The sequence below is a fragment of the Formosa haliotis genome (assembly GCF_001685485.1).
GTDB classification, from domain to species: domain Bacteria; phylum Bacteroidota; class Bacteroidia; order Flavobacteriales; family Flavobacteriaceae; genus Formosa; species Formosa haliotis.
This window is the reverse complement of the sequence record NZ_BDEL01000001.1, coordinates 270,933-293,359: the sequence shown is the minus strand read 5'-3', so window position 1 is coordinate 293,359 and position 22,427 is coordinate 270,933. Positions and strand designations below refer to the sequence as shown.

At 33.4% G+C, this 22,427-nt stretch carries 23 protein-coding genes; 8 read left to right on the top strand and 15 right to left on the bottom strand.

What is annotated here, in order from left to right:
- Positions 1-42: 42 nt before the first annotated feature.
- A complete protein-coding gene (locus A9D35_RS01115) occupies positions 43-1,203 on the bottom strand; it encodes a THUMP domain-containing class I SAM-dependent RNA methyltransferase (RefSeq protein ID WP_066217916.1) in 1,161 nt (386 codons plus the stop codon).
- 58 nt (positions 1,204-1,261) lie between these two features.
- On the opposite strand from A9D35_RS01115, the gene A9D35_RS01110 reads away from it, so the two are divergent.
- The 5 genes from A9D35_RS01110 to A9D35_RS01090 all read left to right on the top strand — a co-directional run bounded on the left by A9D35_RS01110 (position 1,262) and on the right by A9D35_RS01090 (position 4,488).
- Positions 1,262-1,993, top strand: coding sequence for a class I SAM-dependent methyltransferase (locus A9D35_RS01110; protein ID WP_066217915.1), 732 nt, complete (start codon positions 1,262-1,264; stop codon positions 1,991-1,993).
- Entirely contained in the window at positions 1,993-2,667 is a 675-nt protein-coding gene (locus tag A9D35_RS01105; RefSeq protein WP_066217914.1) for a ZIP family metal transporter, read from the top strand. The genes A9D35_RS01110 and A9D35_RS01105 overlap by 1 nt, the downstream gene beginning before the upstream one ends.
- 3 nt (positions 2,668-2,670) lie before the next feature.
- The gene (locus A9D35_RS01100) at positions 2,671-3,099 is read left to right on the top strand and encodes a DUF4268 domain-containing protein (RefSeq protein WP_066217913.1); all 429 of its coding nucleotides are present in this window, start codon (positions 2,671-2,673) and stop codon (positions 3,097-3,099) included.
- Positions 3,100-3,238: 139 nt separating this feature from the next.
- Positions 3,239-3,916, top strand: a complete 678-nt coding sequence (locus A9D35_RS01095) for a class I SAM-dependent methyltransferase (protein WP_066217912.1) — start codon at positions 3,239-3,241, stop codon at positions 3,914-3,916.
- Positions 3,917-4,065: 149 nt separating this feature from the next.
- Positions 4,066-4,488 (top strand): DoxX family protein, encoded by a 423-nt coding sequence (locus A9D35_RS01090; RefSeq protein WP_066217910.1) that lies wholly within the window; start codon positions 4,066-4,068, stop codon positions 4,486-4,488.
- 24 nt (positions 4,489-4,512) lie between these two features.
- Here A9D35_RS01090 and A9D35_RS01085 read toward each other — a convergent pair whose 3' ends face one another.
- From A9D35_RS01085 to A9D35_RS01060, 6 genes are all read right to left on the bottom strand, one after another.
- Entirely contained in the window at positions 4,513-5,595 is a 1,083-nt protein-coding gene (locus A9D35_RS01085; protein WP_066217909.1) for an AMP-binding protein, read from the bottom strand.
- Entirely contained in the window at positions 5,555-6,589 is a 1,035-nt protein-coding gene (locus tag A9D35_RS01080) for a CPBP family intramembrane glutamic endopeptidase (protein WP_066217908.1), read from the bottom strand. The genes A9D35_RS01085 and A9D35_RS01080 overlap by 41 nt, the downstream gene beginning before the upstream one ends.
- 8 nt (positions 6,590-6,597) lie before the next feature.
- The gene (locus tag A9D35_RS01075; RefSeq protein ID WP_066217907.1) at positions 6,598-7,635 is read right to left on the bottom strand and encodes an o-succinylbenzoate synthase; all 1,038 of its coding nucleotides are present in this window, start codon (positions 7,633-7,635) and stop codon (positions 6,598-6,600) included.
- 310 nt (positions 7,636-7,945) lie between these two features.
- Positions 7,946-8,623 (bottom strand): metal-dependent hydrolase, encoded by a 678-nt coding sequence (locus A9D35_RS01070; protein ID WP_066217905.1) that lies wholly within the window; start codon positions 8,621-8,623, stop codon positions 7,946-7,948.
- 212 nt (positions 8,624-8,835) lie between these two features.
- Positions 8,836-9,738 carry a 1,4-dihydroxy-2-naphthoate octaprenyltransferase gene (menA, locus tag A9D35_RS01065; protein ID WP_066217903.1) on the bottom strand — a complete coding sequence of 301 codons (903 nt, stop codon included), beginning with the start codon at positions 9,736-9,738 and terminating at the stop codon, positions 8,836-8,838.
- A gap of 9 nt (positions 9,739-9,747) precedes the next feature.
- Positions 9,748-10,587: a 1,4-dihydroxy-2-naphthoyl-CoA synthase gene (locus A9D35_RS01060; protein ID WP_066217901.1), complete on the bottom strand. Its 840-nt coding sequence runs from the start codon at positions 10,585-10,587 to the stop codon at positions 9,748-9,750.
- 52 nt (positions 10,588-10,639) lie between these two features.
- Here A9D35_RS01060 and A9D35_RS01055 point away from each other — a divergent pair, with 52 nt between their 5' ends.
- Positions 10,640-11,755, top strand: a complete 1,116-nt coding sequence (locus A9D35_RS01055; RefSeq protein WP_066217899.1) for a C1 family peptidase — start codon at positions 10,640-10,642, stop codon at positions 11,753-11,755.
- Positions 11,756-11,924: 169 nt separating this feature from the next.
- On the opposite strand, the gene A9D35_RS01050 is transcribed toward A9D35_RS01055, so the two are convergent.
- The 4 genes from A9D35_RS01050 to A9D35_RS01035 form a co-directional block, all read right to left on the bottom strand.
- Positions 11,925-12,758, bottom strand: coding sequence for a CvfB family protein (locus A9D35_RS01050; protein WP_066217897.1), 834 nt, complete (start codon positions 12,756-12,758; stop codon positions 11,925-11,927).
- Positions 12,759-12,817: 59 nt separating this feature from the next.
- Complete coding sequence (menD, locus tag A9D35_RS01045) at positions 12,818-14,569, bottom strand: 2-succinyl-5-enolpyruvyl-6-hydroxy-3-cyclohexene-1-carboxylic-acid synthase (protein WP_066217895.1); 1,752 nt, start codon at positions 14,567-14,569, stop codon at positions 12,818-12,820.
- A gap of 89 nt (positions 14,570-14,658) precedes the next feature.
- On the bottom strand, positions 14,659-15,777 hold the full coding sequence (locus A9D35_RS01040; RefSeq protein ID WP_066217893.1) for a chorismate-binding protein: 1,119 nt from the start codon (positions 15,775-15,777) through the stop codon (positions 14,659-14,661).
- Positions 15,778-16,203, bottom strand: coding sequence for a PaaI family thioesterase (locus A9D35_RS01035; protein WP_066217891.1), 426 nt, complete (start codon positions 16,201-16,203; stop codon positions 15,778-15,780).
- A 63-nt stretch (positions 16,204-16,266) separates the two neighbouring features.
- Here A9D35_RS01035 and A9D35_RS01030 point away from each other — a divergent pair, with 63 nt between their 5' ends.
- Complete coding sequence (locus A9D35_RS01030; protein WP_066217888.1) at positions 16,267-16,848, top strand: GNAT family N-acetyltransferase; 582 nt, start codon at positions 16,267-16,269, stop codon at positions 16,846-16,848.
- Here A9D35_RS01030 and A9D35_RS01025 read toward each other — a convergent pair.
- Entirely contained in the window at positions 16,845-17,792 is a 948-nt protein-coding gene (locus tag A9D35_RS01025) for an NAD(P)H-dependent flavin oxidoreductase (protein ID WP_066217887.1), read from the bottom strand. The genes A9D35_RS01030 and A9D35_RS01025 overlap by 4 nt on opposite strands.
- Positions 17,793-18,133: 341 nt before the next feature.
- On the opposite strand from A9D35_RS01025, the gene A9D35_RS01020 reads away from it, so the two are divergent.
- On the top strand, positions 18,134-18,778 hold the full coding sequence (locus A9D35_RS01020) for a DUF481 domain-containing protein (RefSeq protein WP_066217885.1): 645 nt from the start codon (positions 18,134-18,136) through the stop codon (positions 18,776-18,778).
- Between the two features lie 11 nt (positions 18,779-18,789).
- Here the strand turns inward: A9D35_RS01020 and A9D35_RS01015 are convergent, their stop codons facing one another.
- From A9D35_RS01015 to A9D35_RS01005, 3 genes are all read right to left on the bottom strand, one after another.
- Positions 18,790-20,736: a heavy metal translocating P-type ATPase gene (locus tag A9D35_RS01015; protein WP_066217883.1), complete on the bottom strand. Its 1,947-nt coding sequence runs from the start codon at positions 20,734-20,736 to the stop codon at positions 18,790-18,792.
- A 67-nt stretch (positions 20,737-20,803) separates the two neighbouring features.
- Positions 20,804-21,220, bottom strand: a complete 417-nt coding sequence (locus A9D35_RS01010; protein WP_066217881.1) for a Fur family transcriptional regulator — start codon at positions 21,218-21,220, stop codon at positions 20,804-20,806.
- 4 nt (positions 21,221-21,224) lie between these two features.
- A complete protein-coding gene (locus A9D35_RS01005; protein WP_066225677.1) occupies positions 21,225-22,427 on the bottom strand; it encodes an efflux RND transporter periplasmic adaptor subunit in 1,203 nt (400 codons plus the stop codon).

Below are 22,427 nucleotides of genomic sequence, written 5' to 3'. Positions count from 1 at the left end.
AAAAATCTTCAGAATTTAATAGTATAAAAAAAAAGGCAAGAGTTATAACCCTTGCTTTTTTGCTTTTTTGCTGCCTTCGTACATGACATATTTCACTAAACGAGATTCTAATTTAGCATTGAAGAGTTTAATTTTTCGCGAAGGTCTTAATCCCACATATTTTAAAGCTTCTAAATTCGAGGTAATTAGCCAGGCATCTGTCCCCGGATAATTCTGTTTTAAAGTATCTCCAATATGTTTATAGAACTCTTCCATTTCTATATTTAATCGTTCCCCATATGGCGGATTAAACAACATGTGTAATTTCTCATCTCCTCCTTTTTGGGTTTTAAAGAAATCTTCATGTTTAATGGTTATAAATTCATCTAAATGCGCATTTTTCACATTTTCATTGGCTTTAGCAACTGCCGAAGGCGATTTATCGAACCCTATTATTTTATGATGAAAATCGCGTGTTTTATTCAGTAACGATTCTTCTATTTTTTCAAAAAGCTCTACATCCCAATCTTCCCAACGTTCAAAAGCAAATTCTTTACGCATTAAATTTGGCGGAATATTACAAGCAATCATTGCTGCTTCAGCCAAAATAGTTCCACTTCCACACATTGGATCCATAAAGTCGGTTTGACCATCCCAGCCCGATAGCATGATTAAGCCCGCTGCCAATACTTCATTAATGGGCGCAATATTAGTGGCTGTTTTATAACCACGTTTATGTAAAGAATCGCCAGAAGTATCTAAAGATACCGTGCATTGTTCTCTATCAATATGGATGTTTATCTTTAAATCTGGAAATTTTAAATCAACACTTGGTCGTACTCCAGTATCTTTTCTAAACTTATCAACGATTGCATCTTTTGTTTTTTGGGCGATGTATAGGGAATGTGTAAATACTGTTGAGTTTACTGTAGCATCTACAGCTAAAGTACCTGTGGGCTTTAAATAGTCTTCCCATGGCATTTTATAAATGTTATCGTAAATATCTTGTTCTGAACGAACCCGAAAGGTTTTAATAGGTTTTAAAATTTTTATAGCCGTACGTAAGCCCAAATTACATTTGTACATAAAACCTTTATCCCCAACAAAACTAACGTTTCTTACACCTATCTTAACTTGTAGTGCACCTAGTTTTGTTAATTCGTTTGCTAATAATTCTTCAAAGCCAAATAAGGTTTTGGCAACCATTTTAAAATTATTCTCCATTATTTACTTTAAATAGATTACAAAAATACAGTATTTTTGCACCCTACATAGTTTAGAAATGATAAAAGATAAAACAACCTGGTACGTATCGTGGTTCGATACGCCTTTTTACCACACCTTATACAAAGATAGAGACGATAGAGAGGCCCAATTATTTATGGATAACCTTACCCAATATTTAAATATTTCTGAAACTGGTAAGATTCTCGATTTAGCCTGCGGTAAAGGAAGACATTCCATTTACCTAAACTCTTTAGGATATAATGTTGTTGGAGCTGATTTATCTGAAAACAGTATTAACTTCGCTAAACAATTTGAGAACGAAACTCTTAAATTTAAAGTGCACGATATGTGCAAACCGTTTCCGGACACTTTTGATGCCGTTTTTAATTTATTTACAAGTTTTGGTTATTTTGATGATGAAGAAGACAACTTAAATACCATTAAAGCCATAAAAAGCGATTTAAACGAATACGGTATTGGAGTTATCGATTTTATGAATACCGACTATGTTATTGCTAATTTAGTTCCAGAAGAAACCAAGCAAGTAGACGATATTACCTTTCATTTAAAACGTTTTGTAAAAGATAATTATATTATAAAAGACATTTCGTTTACTTTACAAGGTGAAGATTATAACTTTCAAGAACGTGTAAAAGCTTTTACCTTAAAAGATTTTGAAGCCCTTTTTGAAGCTGCCGAAGTTAACTTATTAGAAGTTTTTGGAAATTATAAATTACAAAAGTTTGATGCAAAAACATCAGACCGTTTAGTTATGCTTTTTAAATAATGAAATCATATTTACTTCCCATAATTGCCGTAGTTTTAGGTGTTATTTTAGCGCTTGTTAGCAAATCTAAACCTGCTTTTAAAACCAAGTTATTACTCTCGTTTAGCGGTGCGTTTTTATTGGCTTTAACTTTATTTGAATTACTACCAGAAGTTTACCATCATTTAGATCCGAAACAAACAGGATTATTTATAATGCTTGGTATTTTACTTCAAATTGTACTCGAATTTTTCTCTAAAGGTGCCGAACACGGACATGTTCATGTGCATAAACACGACAATAATTTCCCATGGCTGCTATTTATAAGTTTATGTATTCATAGTTTTTTAGAAGGGTTCCCGATCCATCACCATAACGATATGGTGTACGGTGTTTTAATTCATAAAATTCCTATCGCAACATTAATTACAACCTATTTATTACAATCGCATTACAGTAAGATGCAAGTTGTTGCTTTTCTTACCTTATTTACTATAATGACTCCGCTTGGCACATTTATATCTAATCATGTTACTTTAGTAGAAGATTATATTCATCTTATAAATGCTATTGTAATTGGTATATTTTTCCATATATCAACCACCATATTGTTTGAAAGTAGTGAAGGTCATAAATTTAATTTAAGTAAATTAATTGCTATTTTCGCAGGAGTTGCGATTGCCTATGCCATTTAAATTATGTTTAGTAAAGAAGAATCAAGACAGTTAAGAGAATTATTTTGGACCAGTTTCGGAAAGTCGTTTCCTAGAAAATGGCTTTTATACAATACAAAAATTAAGGGCTTTAGTTTTAAATTTCATTTTGATACTAAAAGTGCTTTAGTTGCTCTAGACCTTGAAGACAATCTAGAAAAAAGAATAGAAAATTGGGGAAAGTTAGAATCTTTAAAGTCAATTTTAAAGGACGATTATTTACCCGACGCTATTTTTGAGGAAGAATTTATTCTAGAAAACGGAAAAGAAATTTCTAGGATTTATGTGCCTTTAAATCAAAAAGTATCTATCCATAATAAAAATACTTGGCAGGATGTCATGGAATTTTTAAACGAAAAAATGTCTCTGTTTGAAGCCTTTTTCGAAGATTACGAAGAGGTGCTTAAAGATTAAGACTTAATTGATTCATTTTACTAGTATCGCTTCTTTAAAATTTGTTGAGTTCTTAATTGTATTTTTCAATTTCACAATCAACTAAATTACAATACAATGAAGTTTCTTTAACTCCTTTACTTTCTATAAGCATACATCTATGAGTACCCATATAACTCGAAAAAAGACAAAAACCCCTTGGCCTACTAAAGCTGTAATGGAACAAGTGTATGCCATGAAACTTTGGGGCGATAATTCAGCCGAGTTTTATTCTGGAGACGGATCTCATAATCCAAATATTGTAAATCCATATATCTCTGTTGTAAGCGAATTCTTAAAGTCTTTTAAAACGCCATTGTCTGTTTGCGATTTAGGTTGTGGCGATTTTAATGTGGGAAAAACTTTAGTAAAACTCACTAAAAAATATGTGGCAATAGATATAGTAGAAGATCTTATAACTCATAACAAAAACAACTTTAACCAGACACATTTAGAATTTCAATGTCTAGATATTGCAACAGCTCCCCTACCAACTGCCGACTGTGTGTTTTTAAGACAAGTTTTACAACATCTGTCAAACACCGAAATACAACGTATTTTAGAAAAGTTAAAGGACTTTAAATATATTATCTTAACAGAGCACATACCGGAAGGTGACTTTATACCCAATATCGATATTATTTCTGGGCAAGGGATTAGGCTTAAAAAACAAAGCGGCGTAAATATTTTAGCGGCACCTTTTAATTTCAAAATTAAAGAAGAACAAGAATTGTTAGCTATAAATTTGGGTTCTAATAAAGGTGTAATACTAACCACACTTTACACTAATTTCACCTAACACATTCTAAACCTTACTTTTAAAGTTTAGCTTTCACATCCAAAATTAAGTTTTAAAAACCTGTAAACTATTGAGATCCAGAACATTTAACTTTTTATTCTCATCGATTTTTCGTAACTTAAGTTTATGTAAATCAACAATTTAAAGTTATGGAAACGATTAAAACACTTAACAAATGGGCGAATGTAAATACTGCTTTACCCATAGATATGTTGCGCATTGGTTTAGGAGTATTCCTTTTTATTAAAGGTATTAACTTTATGACAAGTAGCCAGATTCTTGTAGACTTACTTACTCCTTTTCAAAATTGGGGAGGAAGCATGTTAATCTTACATTACGTAGCGCCTGCCCTTTTTATAGGCGGACTATTAATTATTTTCGGGCTATTAACACGGTGGGCTAGTCTGGCTCAAATCCCAATATTAATTGGTGCTATTGCTATCAATTTCTTTGGGGAAATTCATCTGTTAGATCTAGCAATAGCAACAATTACTTTATTTATTTCTCTGTTTTTTCTAATTTATGGTTCAGGTAAAAACTCTGCCGATTACTATTTTAAAAAGCAGCAATAAATTAAAAATTTCAAGTCTTAGATTTTATTTCTTTAATAATTCTAAGGTTTTTTTACGCTGAATTTTACGATTTGGTGTTTCTATAAATTTAGGAACAAAATATACGGCCTTTGGCTTTTCATTTTTCTGAAGTCCTTTAAATGAACTTACATCTATAGGTGTTTCTTCACCTTCAATCACCAAAATTAAACGTTCCCCTAATTTGTCATCTGGCTCTCCAGCAACAAAAAAGCGATTAGAAATGTCACCTGTTAAATGTTTTTCAATTTGTTCTGCGAATAATTTTAATCCGCCAGAATTAATCACATTATCAATTCTTCCTACTAATTTAAATTCATTTTCCGACTGTAATACGGCGACATCATTTGTTTCTAAAGGCTCATCAAATAAATACTTAGCATCTATAACTATACAATCCTTATCGTTTAGAGATATATTTACATTTGGCATTGCTTTGTACCAGTCTGACTTGTCTGGTCCGTTAAGCGGTTTAAACGCAATATGACTCACAGTTTCCGTCATTCCGTAAGTTGAATAACATTGTGTATCTATATTTTGAATATCTTCTAACAATTGATGTGATACTGCTGCTCCTCCAATTATTAAAGATTTAAAATGATGTAATTTAGGTAACAAGTTTTCGGCTTGTAATGGAATCATAGCAGAAAAATCGTAAGTTTTGGTCTCATCGAAAACTGGTGTTGCACGAGGTGGTACCACATCTAATTCTAAGCCTAAAATCATAGCGCGAACCAGCATCATTCTTCCCGAAATAAAATTAAAAGGTAAACAATGTAAAAGACTATCTCCAGGGCGTAAGTTAAACGCATTTCCTGTTGCTATAGCCGAATTTACCATGGCTTGTTTTTTAATTTTAATCATTTTAGGAACCCCGATAGATCCTGAAGTTTGTACTTCTACATAGTCATTATTATCTAACCAAGCTTGCAAAAAATCACCTAGTGTTTTTTGGTGTGGCTCTCCTTCTTTAATAAAACAATACGCAACTTCTTTTAAAGATTCGGTATCGTAATACCGTCCATTTAATTTAAACTTTAAATGAATTTTATCGTAGGTTGGGACTTTGGTCTTCACTGCTGTTATCATGAGAAATAATGTTTATAGTATTATGATTTTGTAATTCTTGATGTTCTAATATCGGCTCCCGTATAGGCTCTAAAACACGTCCGGTTAATTTGTCCTTCCAGTTTGTCCAATTGTATGTTTTTGAAAATATATAAAGTAATATAGGAAATACAATAAAAACAGGAACAAATATTTCCATTAATCCTGATTCTTCTGGATTAGAAATGTCTTTAAAAATAGAATAGGTTTGCAACGCACTCCAGTCGGATGTTACCAATAACGCGGTAAACAAATTATTTGCAGCATGAAAACCTAGCGACAATTCCATACCTTCATCCATCAAGGTTAACACACCCAAAAACAAACCTGTACCTATATAGTATATCATTATGGTGTTCCCTAACTTCGCAACTTCAGGATTGGCTATGTGTAATCCGCCAAAAATAATAGAGGTTAACACTAAGGGAACTAATTTAGATTTTGAAATCACCCCGATGCCTTGCATTAAATATCCTCTGAATAAATATTCCTCAAAACTGGTTTGAAAAGGGATTAATACAATTGCAATTACTGCTAACAACAGAAACCTATTCAATTCGAAATTATATTGATAATTTTCAGGTGCAATAAAATAATCTACAATTATAAATAATGAAGAAACCCCTCCCCATAAAAAAAAGGAGAAAAATACACGCTTCCAATCTACTCGATCTCTGGTAGTGGTTAGCTTTAAAATGGATAATTTATGTACATATTTTACTGCTAATAACAAAAATATGAGTCCGCCTAAAAAAGGTAATAAAACATACACCAGGTTTAAATTAGAATCAAAAAGAGTCATGATGTAATTGGTGTCGTCCATTCTGGATAAATCGATACCACCTTGCATGGTCTTTATCCCCAATGCGACAAGATGTGGAACCGAGAAAATAATAATTCCAATAAACGCTATAATTGCCCCTATTATATAACGCCACCATTCATGTAATCCTTTATAAGCCTGACTTATATACATATTTTTAATTAAAAATTATAGTTCCAATTTAGGTTTGTTTGGTACTGCAATGTACCATTTTTTACTTGTAAAGGCGACTCAAAATTATTGGTAAATAAACCACCTGTACCTAAGCCTTGTGGTAAATCGCTGTGCAAAATATATGTGTACTGCGCTATAGCATTTAGGCCAACATTACTTTCTAAAGCACTGGTTATCCACCAATTTATTTCTTGTTTTTCTGCTAAAGAAATCCATGAATTACTGCCCTGAAATCCGCCTACCAAACTAGGCTTTAAAATAATATATTGCGGCTTAATTTGCTTTAATAAGTTCTGTTTATCTTGCTCTTTAAATACTCCAATTAACTCTTCATCTAAAGCAATAGGCAGAGGAGTTTGCTCGCATAGTTGCGCCATACTTTCCAGTTGCCCTGCTTTAATAGGTTGTTCTATAGAATGTAATTGAAATTCTGATAAAATTTTTAATTTTTCTAGCGCCTCTTTAGTACTAAAAGCTCCATTAGCATCGACCCGTAACTCAATTTCAGAAGCTGAAAATTCCTTCCGAATAGCTTTTAACATATCTATTTCGGTTTGAAAGTCGATGGCTCCAATTTTCATTTTTATACAACTAAAACCAGCTTCAATTTTATCTTTAATTTGAGATTTCATAAAATCTTCACTTCCCATCCAAATTAATCCATTAATGGGTATAGCATCTTGGCCTTTCGTAAATTTTGATGGAAATAGCTCAAAAGGGTGTTTTCCCGCTAACGATTTAAAGGCCATTTCTAAACCAAATTGGATGCTTGGAAACTCGATTAATTCATTTAATAATTCCTCTAAATCATTCTCAATATGCCTACAAATCCACTGCAATTTTTCTTCGAAATCGGGTCTGTCATCTGCCGAAAGTCCTCTAAATACACCACACTCTCCCACTCCATTTTTACCATCTTTATTAAGATGAATGAACCAAGTCTCTTTAGTTGTTAGTACCCCTCTCGAAGTTCCGCTAGGATTTTTAAAATTTAGGATATATTTTCGATAGCTTGCTGAAATCATATTCCCAAAAATAGTCAATTATTTTCGTTCTTTACCTACCCTTTGTACGCTAAATATTTCACAAAATTCTTAATAATTAATTCTTTTAATTTTTATATAATTGAAGGGCAACAATCTTAATTAAAGCCGAATTTATACTTAAGAAACACAGACCTACCGCTAAAATTCATAATCATAAGCGACAAAAACTGATCTGTAATAAATTAAACTTCAAATTTGTTTATTAGGCTGAAAATAGAATAAAAAAAAGCTTCATTTCAATTCCTTTAAGAAATTAAAACAAAGCCAATATATTATTCAAGGTAAAGATTTACAACTCTATACTCTCACCAATTTCTAATAGCATTAGGTCCTTATTTTTATCAAAAAATTTACGTTTAGCTTCCTCATGATCTATTTCAATATATCCAAACGTGTCAAAATGATAGCCTAAAACCTTATCGCATTCTACAAAATCGCTGGCATGAATGGCTTCATCTATTCCCATAGTAAAGTTGTCTCCAATAGGTAATATGGCTAAATCTAACTTTAAAAATAAGGGAATTAATTTCATATCCATGGTTAAAGATGTATCTCCAGCTATGTAAATATTTTTACGCTCACCTTCAATTACAAAACCACCTGGTTGTCCACCATAACTACCATCTGGGAACGATGATGAATGTTGTGCTACTACATATTTTACTGTTCCAAATTCAAAATCCCACGAGCCACCAAAATTCATAGGGTGTCCTTCTATTCCTAATTTGTCGTAATGGGCAACAATTTCAGCATTAGACACCACAACAGCATTGGTTCGCTTTGCTATAGCCTCCACATCTAAAACGTGATCTTGGTGTGCATGGGTTATTAAAATGTAATCTGCCTGTAAGCTGTTAATATCGATGTGAGATGCTTTTGGGTTTCCTGTAATAAATGGATCTACAAGTATAGAAACATCGTTCACTTCTATGCCAAGTGTGGCATGACCGTAATATGTAATCTTCATATATCTATATTTTGAAATTAAAGTACAAAAAAAACTCAGACATATTAAAAATAATTTGTCTGAGTTTTTCAATCCCCAAAAATGAAGCTAAATATTAGCCTACTATTGATAATAATGAAATATCAACTGTTATAAATATACGAATTAAATTATTGATTTTTAATAATTTAAGGTGAAAATAAATTTATTTAACAATTTTATGAGGAATATTTTTACAATAATCTACCTATTCCTAAAAGCAAAGCTAAAAAGAATGTACTTAAAGCCAATTTTTTTAACTCGGGATCTAAGTCCTTAGGAATTTCATTTTTATATACGGTAATAATATGTTTAATTAAAGGCATAAATACCACTAAAAAAATAAAATTCCATGGCGATTTATAATACAATACTCCAAATAATGCTGTTAAAACCATAGCACCTCCAACCAAAAAGTAATGATAATTTTTAGCTCTTTTACTACCCAATTTCACTACTAAAGTATTTTTATTCGATTTAGCATCAGATGCTATGTCTCTCATATTATTCAAATTTAAAACGCCTGTACTTAGCAGTCCTATGGCAATTGCAGGTAAAATAGTTATCCCATCTATACGTTTAACAAATAACACATAACTTCCTATAACACTAACTAATCCAAAAAATACAAATACAAAAATATCTCCCAAACCTCTATACCCGTAGGCAGAATTTCCTACGGTATATTTTATGGCAGCAACCACACAACCTATCCCTAGTACAAAGAATAGCAGAGATAATAGGAAGTTTTCAGATCCAAAAGACACATAAATTAAAGCGCAAGCTAAAATAAGGGTAATTACCACGTTTATCTTTATGGCAAATAACATTTGTTTTGCTGTAATTGCACCACTTTGTAAAGCCCGCATGGGGCCAATACGATCTTCATTATCAGTGCCTTTTACCCCATCGCCATAATCGTTAGCGAGATTAGATAAAATTTGTAAACTTAATGTGGTTAGTATAGCTAGAGAAAAAATTAACGGAATAAAAAATCCGTTATAAGCAGCCAAACATCCACCAACAATAATACCTGAAATAGATAACGGCAAGGTTCGTAAACGCATAGCCGAAATCCATTTTGAAACATTACTCATAAGCAATTTTTATGGAATCCATTTTTTCTCGAAGTTAGGCTTACGTTTTTCCAAAAAGGCATTTCTACCTTCCTTAGCTTCATCTGTCATATAAGCTAAACGTGTAACTTCTCCAGCAAATACTTGTTGGCCTACCATACCATCATCGGTTAAATTCATAGCGAATTTCAACATTTTAATAGATGTAGGCGATTTAGCTAATATTTCTTGAGCCCATTCGTATGCCGTATCTTCTAGCTCTGCATGCGGAATAACAGCGTTAACCATTCCCATTTCAAAAGCTTCTTGAGCCGAGTAATTTCTTCCTAAAAAGAAAATTTCTCGTGCTTTCTTTTGTCCAACCATTTTTGCTAGATACGCAGAACCATAACCCGCATCGAAACTTGTAACATCGGCATCTGTTTGTTTAAAAATAGCATGTTCTTTACTTGCCAAAGTTAAATCGCAAACCACATGAAGCGAATGTCCGCCACCTACAGACCATCCAGGAACGACTGCAATAACTACTTTTGGCATAAAGCGGATTAAGCGTTGAACTTCTAAAATATTTAATCTGTGGTACCCGTCTTCTCCTACATAACCTTGTTTTCCTCTTGCGTTTTGGTCTCCACCACTGCAAAAAGAATAAACACCATCTTTAGACGATGGACCTTCGGCAGATAATAATACGACTCCTATATTCACATCTTCATTAGCATCATAAAAGGCATCGTACAACTCACTCGTCGTTTTTGGTCTAAAGGCATTTCGTATATCTGGTCGGTTAAATGCAATGCGTGCCACGCCATTACATTTTTTATAAGTAATGTCTTCGTATTCTTTGACAGTTACCCAATTTGCTTGTTCCATTTTTCTTATTTTAGCCAAAAATAAATCATTTTAAATAAACCCCTACTTCAGAATGAAAAAATATAGTATTTTCTTATTATTAATAGCATTAACAACCACATGTTTCTCGCAAGCATACAAATTTAAAACCATTACTGCTTTAGATGCTAAAGATGTTATAAATCAAGGTAAAACAGGTACGTGTTGGAGTTTTTCAACTACCTCCTTTTTAGAAAGTGAAATTATTAGAACATCGGGTAAACATATCGATTTATCTGAAATGTACAACGTAAGACAAACGTATCCTGTAAAAGCTTGGAATTACGTAATGCGCCAAGGAAAAGCACAGTTTAGCGAAGGTGGCTTGGCCCATGATGTCATGAATAGTGTTTCTGCTTATGGATTGGTGCCTAACGAAGTGTATACAGGTTTACAAAAGAAGGAAGAAAAACACGACCATTCTGAACTTGTTGAAGCATTAAAAACCGTTTTAGACGATTATATTAAAAATCCGAAAACCTATGATGGTGACTGGAAAACAGATGTTTCAAATATTTTAGATGATAAATTGGGCAAAAATGTAACGTCTTTTACTTACGAAGGAGTAAAATACACACCACAATCGTTTTTAGAGATGACGGGATTAAACCCTAAAGACTATGTTTCTATTACTTCGTTTACACATCACCCATACGAAACTTCTTTTATATTAGATATTCCAGATAATTTTTCTAATGGAAGTTTTTATAATGTTGAATTAGATGATTTGGTGGATATTACAAATGACGCCCTAAAAGCAGGTTATACAATTGAATTGGATTGCGATGTGAGTGAAAAAACATTTTCTTCTAAATACGGAATTGCTGTAATTCCGAAAGATGAAAAAAATAATGAATCTGCTTTAAAAGAAATTGAAAAGGAATTAAAAGTTACGGCAGAATACCGTCAAAAAGAATTTGAAAATTTTGATACCACAGACGACCATTTAATGCATATAGTAGGTTTAGTTGAAGACCAAAAAGGGAACACCTATTATAAGGTAAAAAATTCTTGGGGTGGAAATTCGGATCGTGTGTCTAACGATGGTTATATTTATATGAGTGAAGCTTATTTTAAGCTAAAAACCATTTCTATTATGGTACATAAAGAGGCCTTACCTCGTTCTATTAGAAAAGATTTAAACTTGTAATCTAGCTTCAATTATAATACTTAATTCACCGTCATTCTGAACGTGTTTCAGAATCACAAACTATTAGGATCCTGAACTAAATTCAGGGTGATGTTGATTCTAAAAATTTCAAACAAAAAAGCCTCAATTTCTAAAAATTTGAGGCTTTCTTGTTATAATTAAACATGGTTTATTCTACTAAATAAATACCGTCGTCTTTTAATTCAATTAAACGCTTTTTATATAACGTCCCTACAGCTTTTTTAAAGTTTTTCTTACTCATTTGTAACGCTTCTTTAATCGCTTCGGGCGAAGATTTATCGGTTAAGTTAAGGTAACCGCTGTTATCTTCGAGTTCTTTCATTATTAAATCGGCATTTGGTTCTATACTTCTATAACCAATTTTACCAAGCATAATGTCAATCTTATTGTCAGGGCGGATTTTCTTCACAATTCCTTTTAATCGATCACCAACACTTAAATCTTGAAAAATATCATCTCTAAAAATTAATCCAGCATGTTTTTTATTAACAATAACGTTCATACCTATATCAGACGGATGTGAAACAATAATATCGACTTCTTCAAACGGCTCTACGGTTAATTCTTTATTACTTAAAAAATGATTGGTTTTACTAGACGCTACTAATCGATTACTCACTTCATCTTCGTAACAATATACCAAATACCAACCTCCTTTTTTCATTTTAAAAGCTTGCTCTTTAAATGGGCAAAACAATTCTTTTACTAAGCCCCAATCTAAAAATGCTCCAAAATCGTTGGTTTGATTGCAACGTAATAATGCGAAATCTCCTTTTTTAATATAAGGTTTATCTGTTGTCGCAATAATACGCTCTTCATTATCTAAGTACACAAAAACCTCAATCTCGTCTCCTATTTCGAAAACTTCTGGAACATAACGATTGGGTAATAGTACATCGTTATTTTCATCATCTCCAAGAAATAATCCGGGTTCGGTATCACGTAAAATGGTTAACGTGTTGTATTCTCCTAATTTTATCATAGTGCAAAGATACTAATATTACGTATTGAATTTATAAATCATCGTCATGCAAATCTCAACTATTTTAAGGCTTTAAAATAATCCAATAAAATGGTGTCGTTTATGGTTGACGGCGTAAAAATTTCTAATATTTTAGGCGTGTTCGTTTCATTATAAAATGATGCTAACTCCAATTTTAACTCATCTTCATTTGTAGCCGAATGGTATGCAAAATTATACATCTCGGCTAACTGTTTACAGGTTAAATGATGTTTTGTTTCAAAGAAATAATCAAAATTAACTGTGTTTTTATGTCCGGGTAGAATTCTAAAAATACCTCCTCCTTCATTGTTAATCACAATTATCCTGAAGTTTTTAGGAATATAGTTGTTCCAAAGCGCATTACTATCGTAAAAGAAACTTAAATCTCCAGAAATTAGTGTAGTTGGTTTTGGGTTCACTACTGCGCAACCAATGGCTGTAGATGTACTTCCGTCTATACCACTCGTACCGCGATTACAGAACACTTCAACATCTTTAGGGATATTAAAAAGTTGCGTGTATCTAATTGTGGAGCTATTCCCTAATTGCAAAACAGATGCTTGGGGTAAGGTATTTAACAGGATATGAAATACTTTTAAATCGCTGAATAAAATGTCGTTTATATAAGCATCATGCTTGGTAGCTCGTAAGATTTTAACCGCTTCCCAATGCGATTTATAGGTGCTATCTACAGCTACAGTGCGTTTTAAAAATTGACTAAAAAATTGGTTTGGCGTCGTCTCTATATGTTTATTTAAACTAAAAAAAGTATCGTTCGCTTTAGTTTCTCCAATGTGCCAATGTTGTTTTGGTTTATAGGTTCTTAAAAATGCTTTTATTTTTTTCGATACAATTAATCCTCCAAACGTTAATAAAATATCGGGTTGTAAAGCCTCGAAATCTAAATCGTCTAATGGTGCAATTATTTTATCTATACTCGGGAAGAAGCCTTCATGATGTAAATTAGATGTAGTTTCTGTAAAAACCAAAACACTGTCATCGTTAGCCAATAGGTCTAGATATTTCTGTTCGATGTCGTTTGGGCCGTTAACACCCACCAAGACAAATTTACGCTCTGCAGCATTCCAATCATCTGCACAAAACTCAAGCGTTTCAAAATCTAAAGGAGTCGCTTCTTTTTCTTTAGCAATGATTTTCGGAGAAACCGCTAAAGTCTCGGTCGTCTCATATAAAGGTTCTTCAAACGGAATATTAATATGTACAGGACCATGGTTTTCAATTGCTGTGTTTATGGCCGTATTGATTTCCTCTTCGTTGGTTTCTTGTACCCCTTTCTGATGTGCTAAAAAGAGTTCTAATTTCTGTTCTATACTTTTTAAGAACGAGGCTTCTTTAAAATCATCGTGGTGCTCTTTGGCATCGATATTTAAATTTGCTGAATATAAAATGTGATTTTTAAACACATTAGGCTGATTAATTGTTTGTCCGTCGCCAATACCAATCCTATTTTTAGGACGATCTGCCGATAGTACAATTAGAGGAATATTGCTATAAAACGCTTCCGAAATGGCTGGGTAATAATTTAATAGAGCACTTCCTGAAGTACATGCAACAGCAACGGGCTCTTTTAATTGTTGCGCAATTCCTAATGCAAAAAAAGCAGCACAGCGCTCGTCTACAATACTATAACATTTAAAAAACGGATCGTGAGTAAATCCAATTGTTAATGGGGCATTTCTACTGCCAGGAGAAATAACAATGTGTTTTATACCTTTTGCTTTGCAAAGTGTGATTACCGTTTGTGCGAGGGGAATCGCAGAATATATCATGAACTCTATTTAAGAAATGAGTCACAAAATTAAGCAATATAACTGATACTTTTAAATAATAACACCGACACCTCAAAATTGAGTGCTTGCTATAGCATACGCATCATGGTTGATGTTTTACTAACAGTTTCTTCCCACTCGGCTTCTGCAACAGAATCTTTAGTTATGCCTCCACCTACATAAATAATAATTTGATTTTTTAACACTTGCATACATCGCAAATTCACATATAAATTCGAAACCGGTTTTACCGTTCCATACACGTTATTTTCTACATTCCTCCGGTTTGTATTTCGTGTTTGGCGTTTTTTAAAATGTAATTCGCCCATAAATCCCGTATAAAATTCTCGGTTATAAGGTTCGTGTGTTAAAATAAATTGTTTCGCCTTCTCTTTTGGTAATCCGCAAACTGCTGGTGTAGGATGCAAAGCCTTTACAATGGGTAATAGTTGCAATTCTCGAGATTCTAATTGCGCTGAAATCTGTGTTTGAAGATGTAATAAAGCTCCTGCTTTTACTGTTCTACACTCCGAAGTTGAAATGGATTTGACTATAGGTTGTAAATTATTTACAATATAATCGGTTACAAATTGTTGTTCCTCTTGCTCCTTTTTACCCCAAATAACATCTGTAGTTTCTTTATACACTTGCGTACCTGCCAAAGCCATAGTCGACATGCGTTCTCCTTCAATTTTTAACAAGGTTTCGGGTGTTGCTCCTAACCAAAGTCCGATTTTTGGGTGATACCATACATACACAAAGGCCGTTTTGTAAGTAGACAGTAAACGATTAAAAACTTCAAAAACATGTAAATTATTATTTAAAACATGTTCTGGTCTAGACAATACTACCTTTTTTAATGCACTAGTTTCAATTTCAGAAATTGCTTTTTCAACCAATTGTATATAATCCGATTTCGTTTTTGAAGACGGTGATAGCTGAATATGATTCTCTAAATTAGCTTCCCCTTCAAAGGCATCGCAGTATGCTATTTTAGACGTTTCTAAAGGCAACAAAATCATATCTAAAGTATCGTCGAACGGAGCAAAAACAAATCCACTTTCAGATAAATCTTTAGTGATGTAAAGTTCATCATCCTGCTGACAAAGAACAGTTATACGATTTTCATTTGGTTTTCTATAAGCAACAAATGGCAATGTATTCTGAAATTGATTTACCAGATATTCAAAAAAATCGGATGGATGCATTTATTGTTTTTTAGGTAAAGTAATTGTGGATAGTTTACATATTGAAACTAAATTATCGTCATCATCTGTAACACGAATATCTATAAGTTGGGTGGTTCTTCCTTTATGTAAAAAGGATGCTTTTGCATAAACATAACCCGAAGTAACACTCTTTAAATGATTGGCTGTAATTTCTAAACCTCGAACAAAAAAAGCATTTGTGTCTAAAAAAATATGAGATGCAAAACTCCCTACACTCTCTGCTAAAGCTGCGGTTGCACCCCCATGAAGTACACCATCTGGTTGATGTACTCTAGAATTTACGGGCATTCTGGCAATCAACATATCATTAGAATAATCAACAATTTCAATCTGTAAAGTTTCCATTAAGGTATTCTTACAGGCTGCATTCGCTTGTTTTAAAATTTCTTCTTTTGATGGTTTCATATAAATCATTTATTTTAGTGAAACAAAAGTACAAAACACAATTTAGATACATCTATTCTTACCATGAACATTCAGCAATTAGAAGATTCTCGTGTTAAACTCTTACTTCTAGATTTAAGTTATTGTAAAGATTTGGAACCTATAGCTTTTCAGAACAATTTAGTTCAGTATTCCCCCACAAATATTTCAACTACAGAAGCTTTAAGAGATTATATTCAGACAGCAATTGATGGATTTAATAACAACACATGCATTCCTTTTATAGTTTTTGACAAGCAAAACCAAAGGTATGCCGGTTGCACACGTTTTATGAATATAAATGTGGTAAATAAAGTATTAGATATTGGTTCTACATGGATTGGTTATGAATTTCAAGGTACTAGATTAAATAGTCATATGAAATTTTTGATGCTCCAACATGCTTTTGAAACTATGGCTTTTGAAAAAGTAGAATTTAAAATTGATGAACGCAATGCACGCTCACGGAAAGCTGTTGAGCATTTGGGAGCAACTTTAGAAGGTATTTTAAGAAAAAACACCTATTTATTAGACGGATTTAAAAGAAATACTTGCGTATATGGGATTTTAAAAGAAGAATGGATTGTAATAAAATCAAAATTAATTAAAGATTTAGTCCTGTATTAACTTACCAGTTTCGCCACGATTTCTTTAACCGATAAAATCTTTTTGGTGTATTCTATGCTAGGTCCTGCAACCCAAACCGTTTTGTACGTTACTTCTTTTGCCGCCTTTTCTGTGGCTTTCATACCAATAGAAAAACGCAACATTTTAACCCATTTTTTAAGACTTTTATTTTTATTCAACAACTTCTCGTACCAAGGTTGTTTCGTTCCAATTTTCTGAACATAAGGTGTGTTAATTACTGTACAAGGTGTACCAGAAATACGTTCTGTCATTATAATATCTTTAGCTCCATAATCGATACAAGCTTGTTTATATTCATCGGTTACATTGGCTTCTATAGACGCTATAAACGGACTTCCTACAGAAACTCCTTCTGCTCCATAACGTAACATTTTATCGACATCTGCCTTCCGCCCTACACCCCCTGCAGAAATTACAGGAATGTTACAATGCAATGTCAATTCTTGGATTAAGTTTTGTGGCGATAATGCTCCCCGGTGTCCACCAGCTTCATTATTTACAGCAATTAAAGCATCTGCTCCTAAGCCCTCTACTTTTTGGGCATATCTTAAATCTGTAACATCGCAAAACACTTTTATGCCCACTTTATGTGCTTGTTTTATGGTCTCTTCTGGGCTACCTAAAGACGTTATTATAAAATCGCAACCTTCTTCGCAAATTAACGCTAACTGATCTTTAAATTTAATATTCGATTTATTTACAATTAAATTAAATCCAAAAGCACCTCCGGGAATCTTAGCTGCTTTTAGTTCTTGAATTGCCGCTTTTAACTCCGGTAAAGTTCTATAATTTAGTGCTGGAATACACCCAGCAATTCCACTTTTCATGGCGGCTTTTACCATAGCCACATTCGAGACCAAAAACATAGGGGCCTGAATTATGGGATAGGTAATACCTAGCAACTCTGTTAGTTTTGTTTGCATAAATAAGAAATCGGTTTAAACAAAGATAATGGATTTTATTATGCATGCATAATTTTATAAAGGACTAATTTTAATTCATAATATATTAATTTACATCTCAAATATGGGTTTATAATTGAAATTTGTAATATTACTATAAATCAAAAGGAGTCTAATTAATTTTGAAATTGCCGAATTGGACTTTATCTTAGGCTAAATTTAAAAAGATAACTATCTGTTTTATACGAAACATCGTTGTATTAGTTGTACTATTATTTAATGGTATTGCATATGCTCAAATTTTTAACATTGAACATTTCGTTTTTGAAAAAGACACTGTTGGATTTTCTGGAGGAGTTGAATTGAACGCCAGTTTTGAAAAAAACACGAAACGTATATTCACCTTTAACAACTACTCTTATATTGAATATAGAAAGCAGAAACATTTACTGGCATTTACTGCCAGTTTAGATATAAAACGAGTAGATGGAAGCGATATAAAGAATAAAGGAACCTATCAAATTAGGTACGACTATTATAAATCCAAAACCTTTATCCCAGAAGTATTTTTTCAAGTCTACACCAACACCATTGCTAATATTGACAATAGGATTTTAGTTGGTGGGGGTCCGAGATTTCAATTCATTAAAAATGATGATTTAATGATGTCTATCGGGACGTATTTAATGTATGTTTACGAGCACGAAGACAATGATGATGCCGGTTTAGGAACTATTTATCATAACGATATAAGAGCATGTGCCTCCTATACACTTGTTTATAATTTGGTTAAAAACATTTCTTTTAAAATTTCTGCATTCTATCAGCCTAAGATTAATCTCATGAAAGATTACAGATTTGATTTCTTTACCAGAGTTTCTTTAAAAGTCTATAAAAATTTAGATTTCAATTTATCCTACGTTTTAAATTACGACTCTTATCCCGCAAAAGACATTCCAACTACACAATACCAATTCTTTAACGGACTGTCATACACCTTTAAATAATAGTTTTAAACTTAATCCCAATGCATCCGCTGTAAACGAACAGCGTTTAAAATAGCTAAGAATGCCACACCAACATCGGCAAATACAGCTTCCCACATGGTTGCTAACCCACCTGCACCAAGTATCATTACTATGAGTTTAACGCCAATAGCCAAGGCTATATTTTGCCAAACTATAGCTCGTGTTGACCGACTAATTTTTATAGCGGTAACGATTTTTGAAGGCTGGTCGGTTTGAATAATAACATCGGCAGTTTCTATAGCCACATCACTACCTAAACCACCCATTGCAATCCCGATATCGCTAACAGCAAGTACTGGCGCATCATTAATACCATCACCCACAAAGGCAACTACGGCCTTCGAATTTTTCTTTAAAGCTTCAACTTCATGAAGTTTGTCTTCTGGCAATAACCCTCCTTTCGCTTCCGAAATTTGTAATTCTGAAGCCACTTGTTGCGTAATACTATCCTTATCCCCAGAAAGCATCATTAGTTTAGTTACACCTACTGCTCGTAATTTAGTTATCGTGTCTTTAGCATCTATTTTTAAAGCATCGGCAATCACCACAAACCCCACAAACACACTATCTATTGCCACTAAAACAACAGACTCCACAATGCGTTTAAGATCCTCAGGAACGGAAATATTATGCGTTTCCATTAAAGTTGTATTTCCTACCAAAACAATTTTACCTTGCACTATACCTTGTACCCCTTGACCAGCTATTTCTGTAATGTCTTCAGCCTCGAAAACGGCTTTATCTTTATAGTGCATAATAGCTTTTGCTATAGGATGAGTCGATTTTGCCTCTATAGCCATAAGGTAATTCATAAACTCATCTTCACTTAAACCAAACGTTTTAATCTGTTTTATTTTAAAAATTCCCAGCGTTACGGTTCCTGTTTTGTCCAAAACCAACGTATTTATTTTGCCCATGGCATCTAAAAATGAAGCTCCTTTAAAGAGTATACCATGTTTAGAAGCCGCCCCTAAACCACCAAAATATCCGAGTGGAATTGAAATGACTAAAGCACACGGACAAGAAATTACCAAAAATATTAAAGCGCGATATAACCAATCTCTAAACACATAATCGGATACAAACAGATAGGGTAATACCGTTATCCCTATAGCCAAAACCACTACGATTGGCGTATAAATTCGTGCAAATTTTCTAATAAACAATTCTGTTTTCGACTTTCTAGACGTGGCATTTTGAACCAAATCTAGAATTCGAGATATAGAACTATCTTTAAACTCTTTGCTTACTTCAACCTCTATAACCTGATTTAAATTTATACTTCCCGCAAATACTTTATCGCCTTTAAGTATCGTATTTGGTTTACTTTCGCCTGTAAGAGCTGCCGTATTTAAAGACGCTTTATCCGATTTTAAAACACCATCTAAAGGCACCTGCTCTCCTACTCGAATTTGAATAGTTTCTCCAATATGTACCTTTTCTGGGCTAACCGTTTTGTAACTCCCATCTCTCAACACCTGTGCCGATTTTGGCCGTACGTCTAAAAGGGCTTTTATATTTCCTTTGGCCTTTTTTACAGCAGCACCTTGAAATAATTCGCCAACAGCATAAAATAGCATAACGGCTACCCCTTCTGGATATTCTCCCAATACAAAAGCTCCTATGGTGGCGATAGACATCAATAAAAACTCAGTAAATAAATCGCCCTGTTTAATACTTTCTAAACCTTCTTTCATTACAGGTAATCCTACGGGCATATAGGCTACTACATACCAAATTATGCGAATAACACCTTGAAAAAATTCGACATCTAAATAATCGAAAACAATACCAGCCATAAGCAATACAAAACTGAAAATAGCCGGTAAATAGATTTTATATTTAGACGTATCACCTCCAGCATCCACATTGTGATTATGATTGTGACTACAACATTGGTCTTCGTTGGGTAAGGAATTATTATGTATATCGTTCATCTTAATTGCGTTCTAATATATTATACTAGTTCAAAGATGACCAAAAATTCCATGCAATGGAAGTGCATTAATTTACATTACACTTATCGCAAACACCTTTAACCACAAGGTTAGCATGCTCGGCAACAAATCCTTTGGGTACATTTATTTTTGGAATTTTATTATGCGTTAAACACATGGTAGATTCGCATTGTGTACAGTGGAAATGCAAATGCAAATCGGTTTCTAAATCGCAGTGGCAATTAGGTTCGCACAACGCGTATTTGGTGACTCCTGTCCCATCATCTATTTGGTGCACGATGTCTTTTTCTTCAAAGGTTTTAATGGTTCTGTACAAGGTTGTTCTGTCGGCTTTATCAAAAGCATCTTCAATATCACTAAGCGTTACCGCAACTTGCTTTTCAGATAAAAATTTATAAATCAGCAGCCGCATCGCTGTAACCCGAATACCTTTTAATTCTAAAAATTCTTCTATGCTTTTCATATACTTAATGACTATGTTCTGATTCGCCTTTTTTCATTTCTGCACTCAAATAGTAGGCGTTATTTAGTGCAAATTGTCCTGTTTTATCTTGGTCTTCAAGAAAACGAATAGCTTGCCAATCACCATCTTTATCTCCCAAAATAACCTCCACCGGTTTAAAATTCCAATCTTGAAACTCCCCTATCTCAGCTTTAAAAATATAAAACCGTTCTGCATCATTAAAAATAGCCTGCTCCGGAACAGCTACAGACTCGACTTCTTCGATTTGAATTTGACCTTTAATATACATACCCGGAATTAAATGCCCTTTTTTATTTTCGATTTCGGCATGAACATGAACTGCCTTTGGTTGATCTTCAAATGTTTTACTTACCGAATAAATTTCGGCAATAAATTTTTCTTCTGGTAACGATTGTACAGAAAAACGAACACGTTGGCCTTTTTTAACATTCTGAACATCTTTTTCGAACACCATCAAATCGGCATGCACATGATGTGTGTTTACAATTTCGAAAACTTCGGTTTCTGGAGCTACATATTGGCCTGTTTTTACCCGTACCTTTTGCACAAAACCTTCTATAGGACTTCGCAACGCGACACGTTGATAAATAGTACCCGATTGGACAGATTTCGGATTTAAATGTAACAATTGCAATTGGGCTCCCAAACCATTTACCATAGCTTTTGAGGCTTCATATTCGGCTTCTGCTTTTTGATAATTAGCCCCAGAACCAACGCCAGAATCGTATAAGGTTTTCTGTCTGTTAAAATCCTTTTTTAAATAGTTACTGTTACTAAACGCATTTAAATAATCGGTTTGCATTTTAATAATATTAGGATGCGACAAATAGGCCACTACCTGACCTTTATTCACCTTATCGCCCTCTATCACTTCTATCGATGCAATATTAGCACCTAACACTGTTGTTATCGCGGCTTCGTTTTGAGGTGGAACATCGAGACTGCCATTAGCTTCTATATAACCACGCATAGCTCGTGTAGATAGCGTATCGACTTTCATTTTTAAAGCATCAAATTGCTTTCCTGTTAAATGAACACCTTCCGATTCATCATGGTTTTCATGATTGTGTTCGACTGATTCTTCAGCATGATTTGCTTTAGTGTTTTCAGAATTTGAATCCTTCGATCCACAACTAAAAACACTAATTAAAACGACTATATTAAAAATATATACTATCTGTTTCAT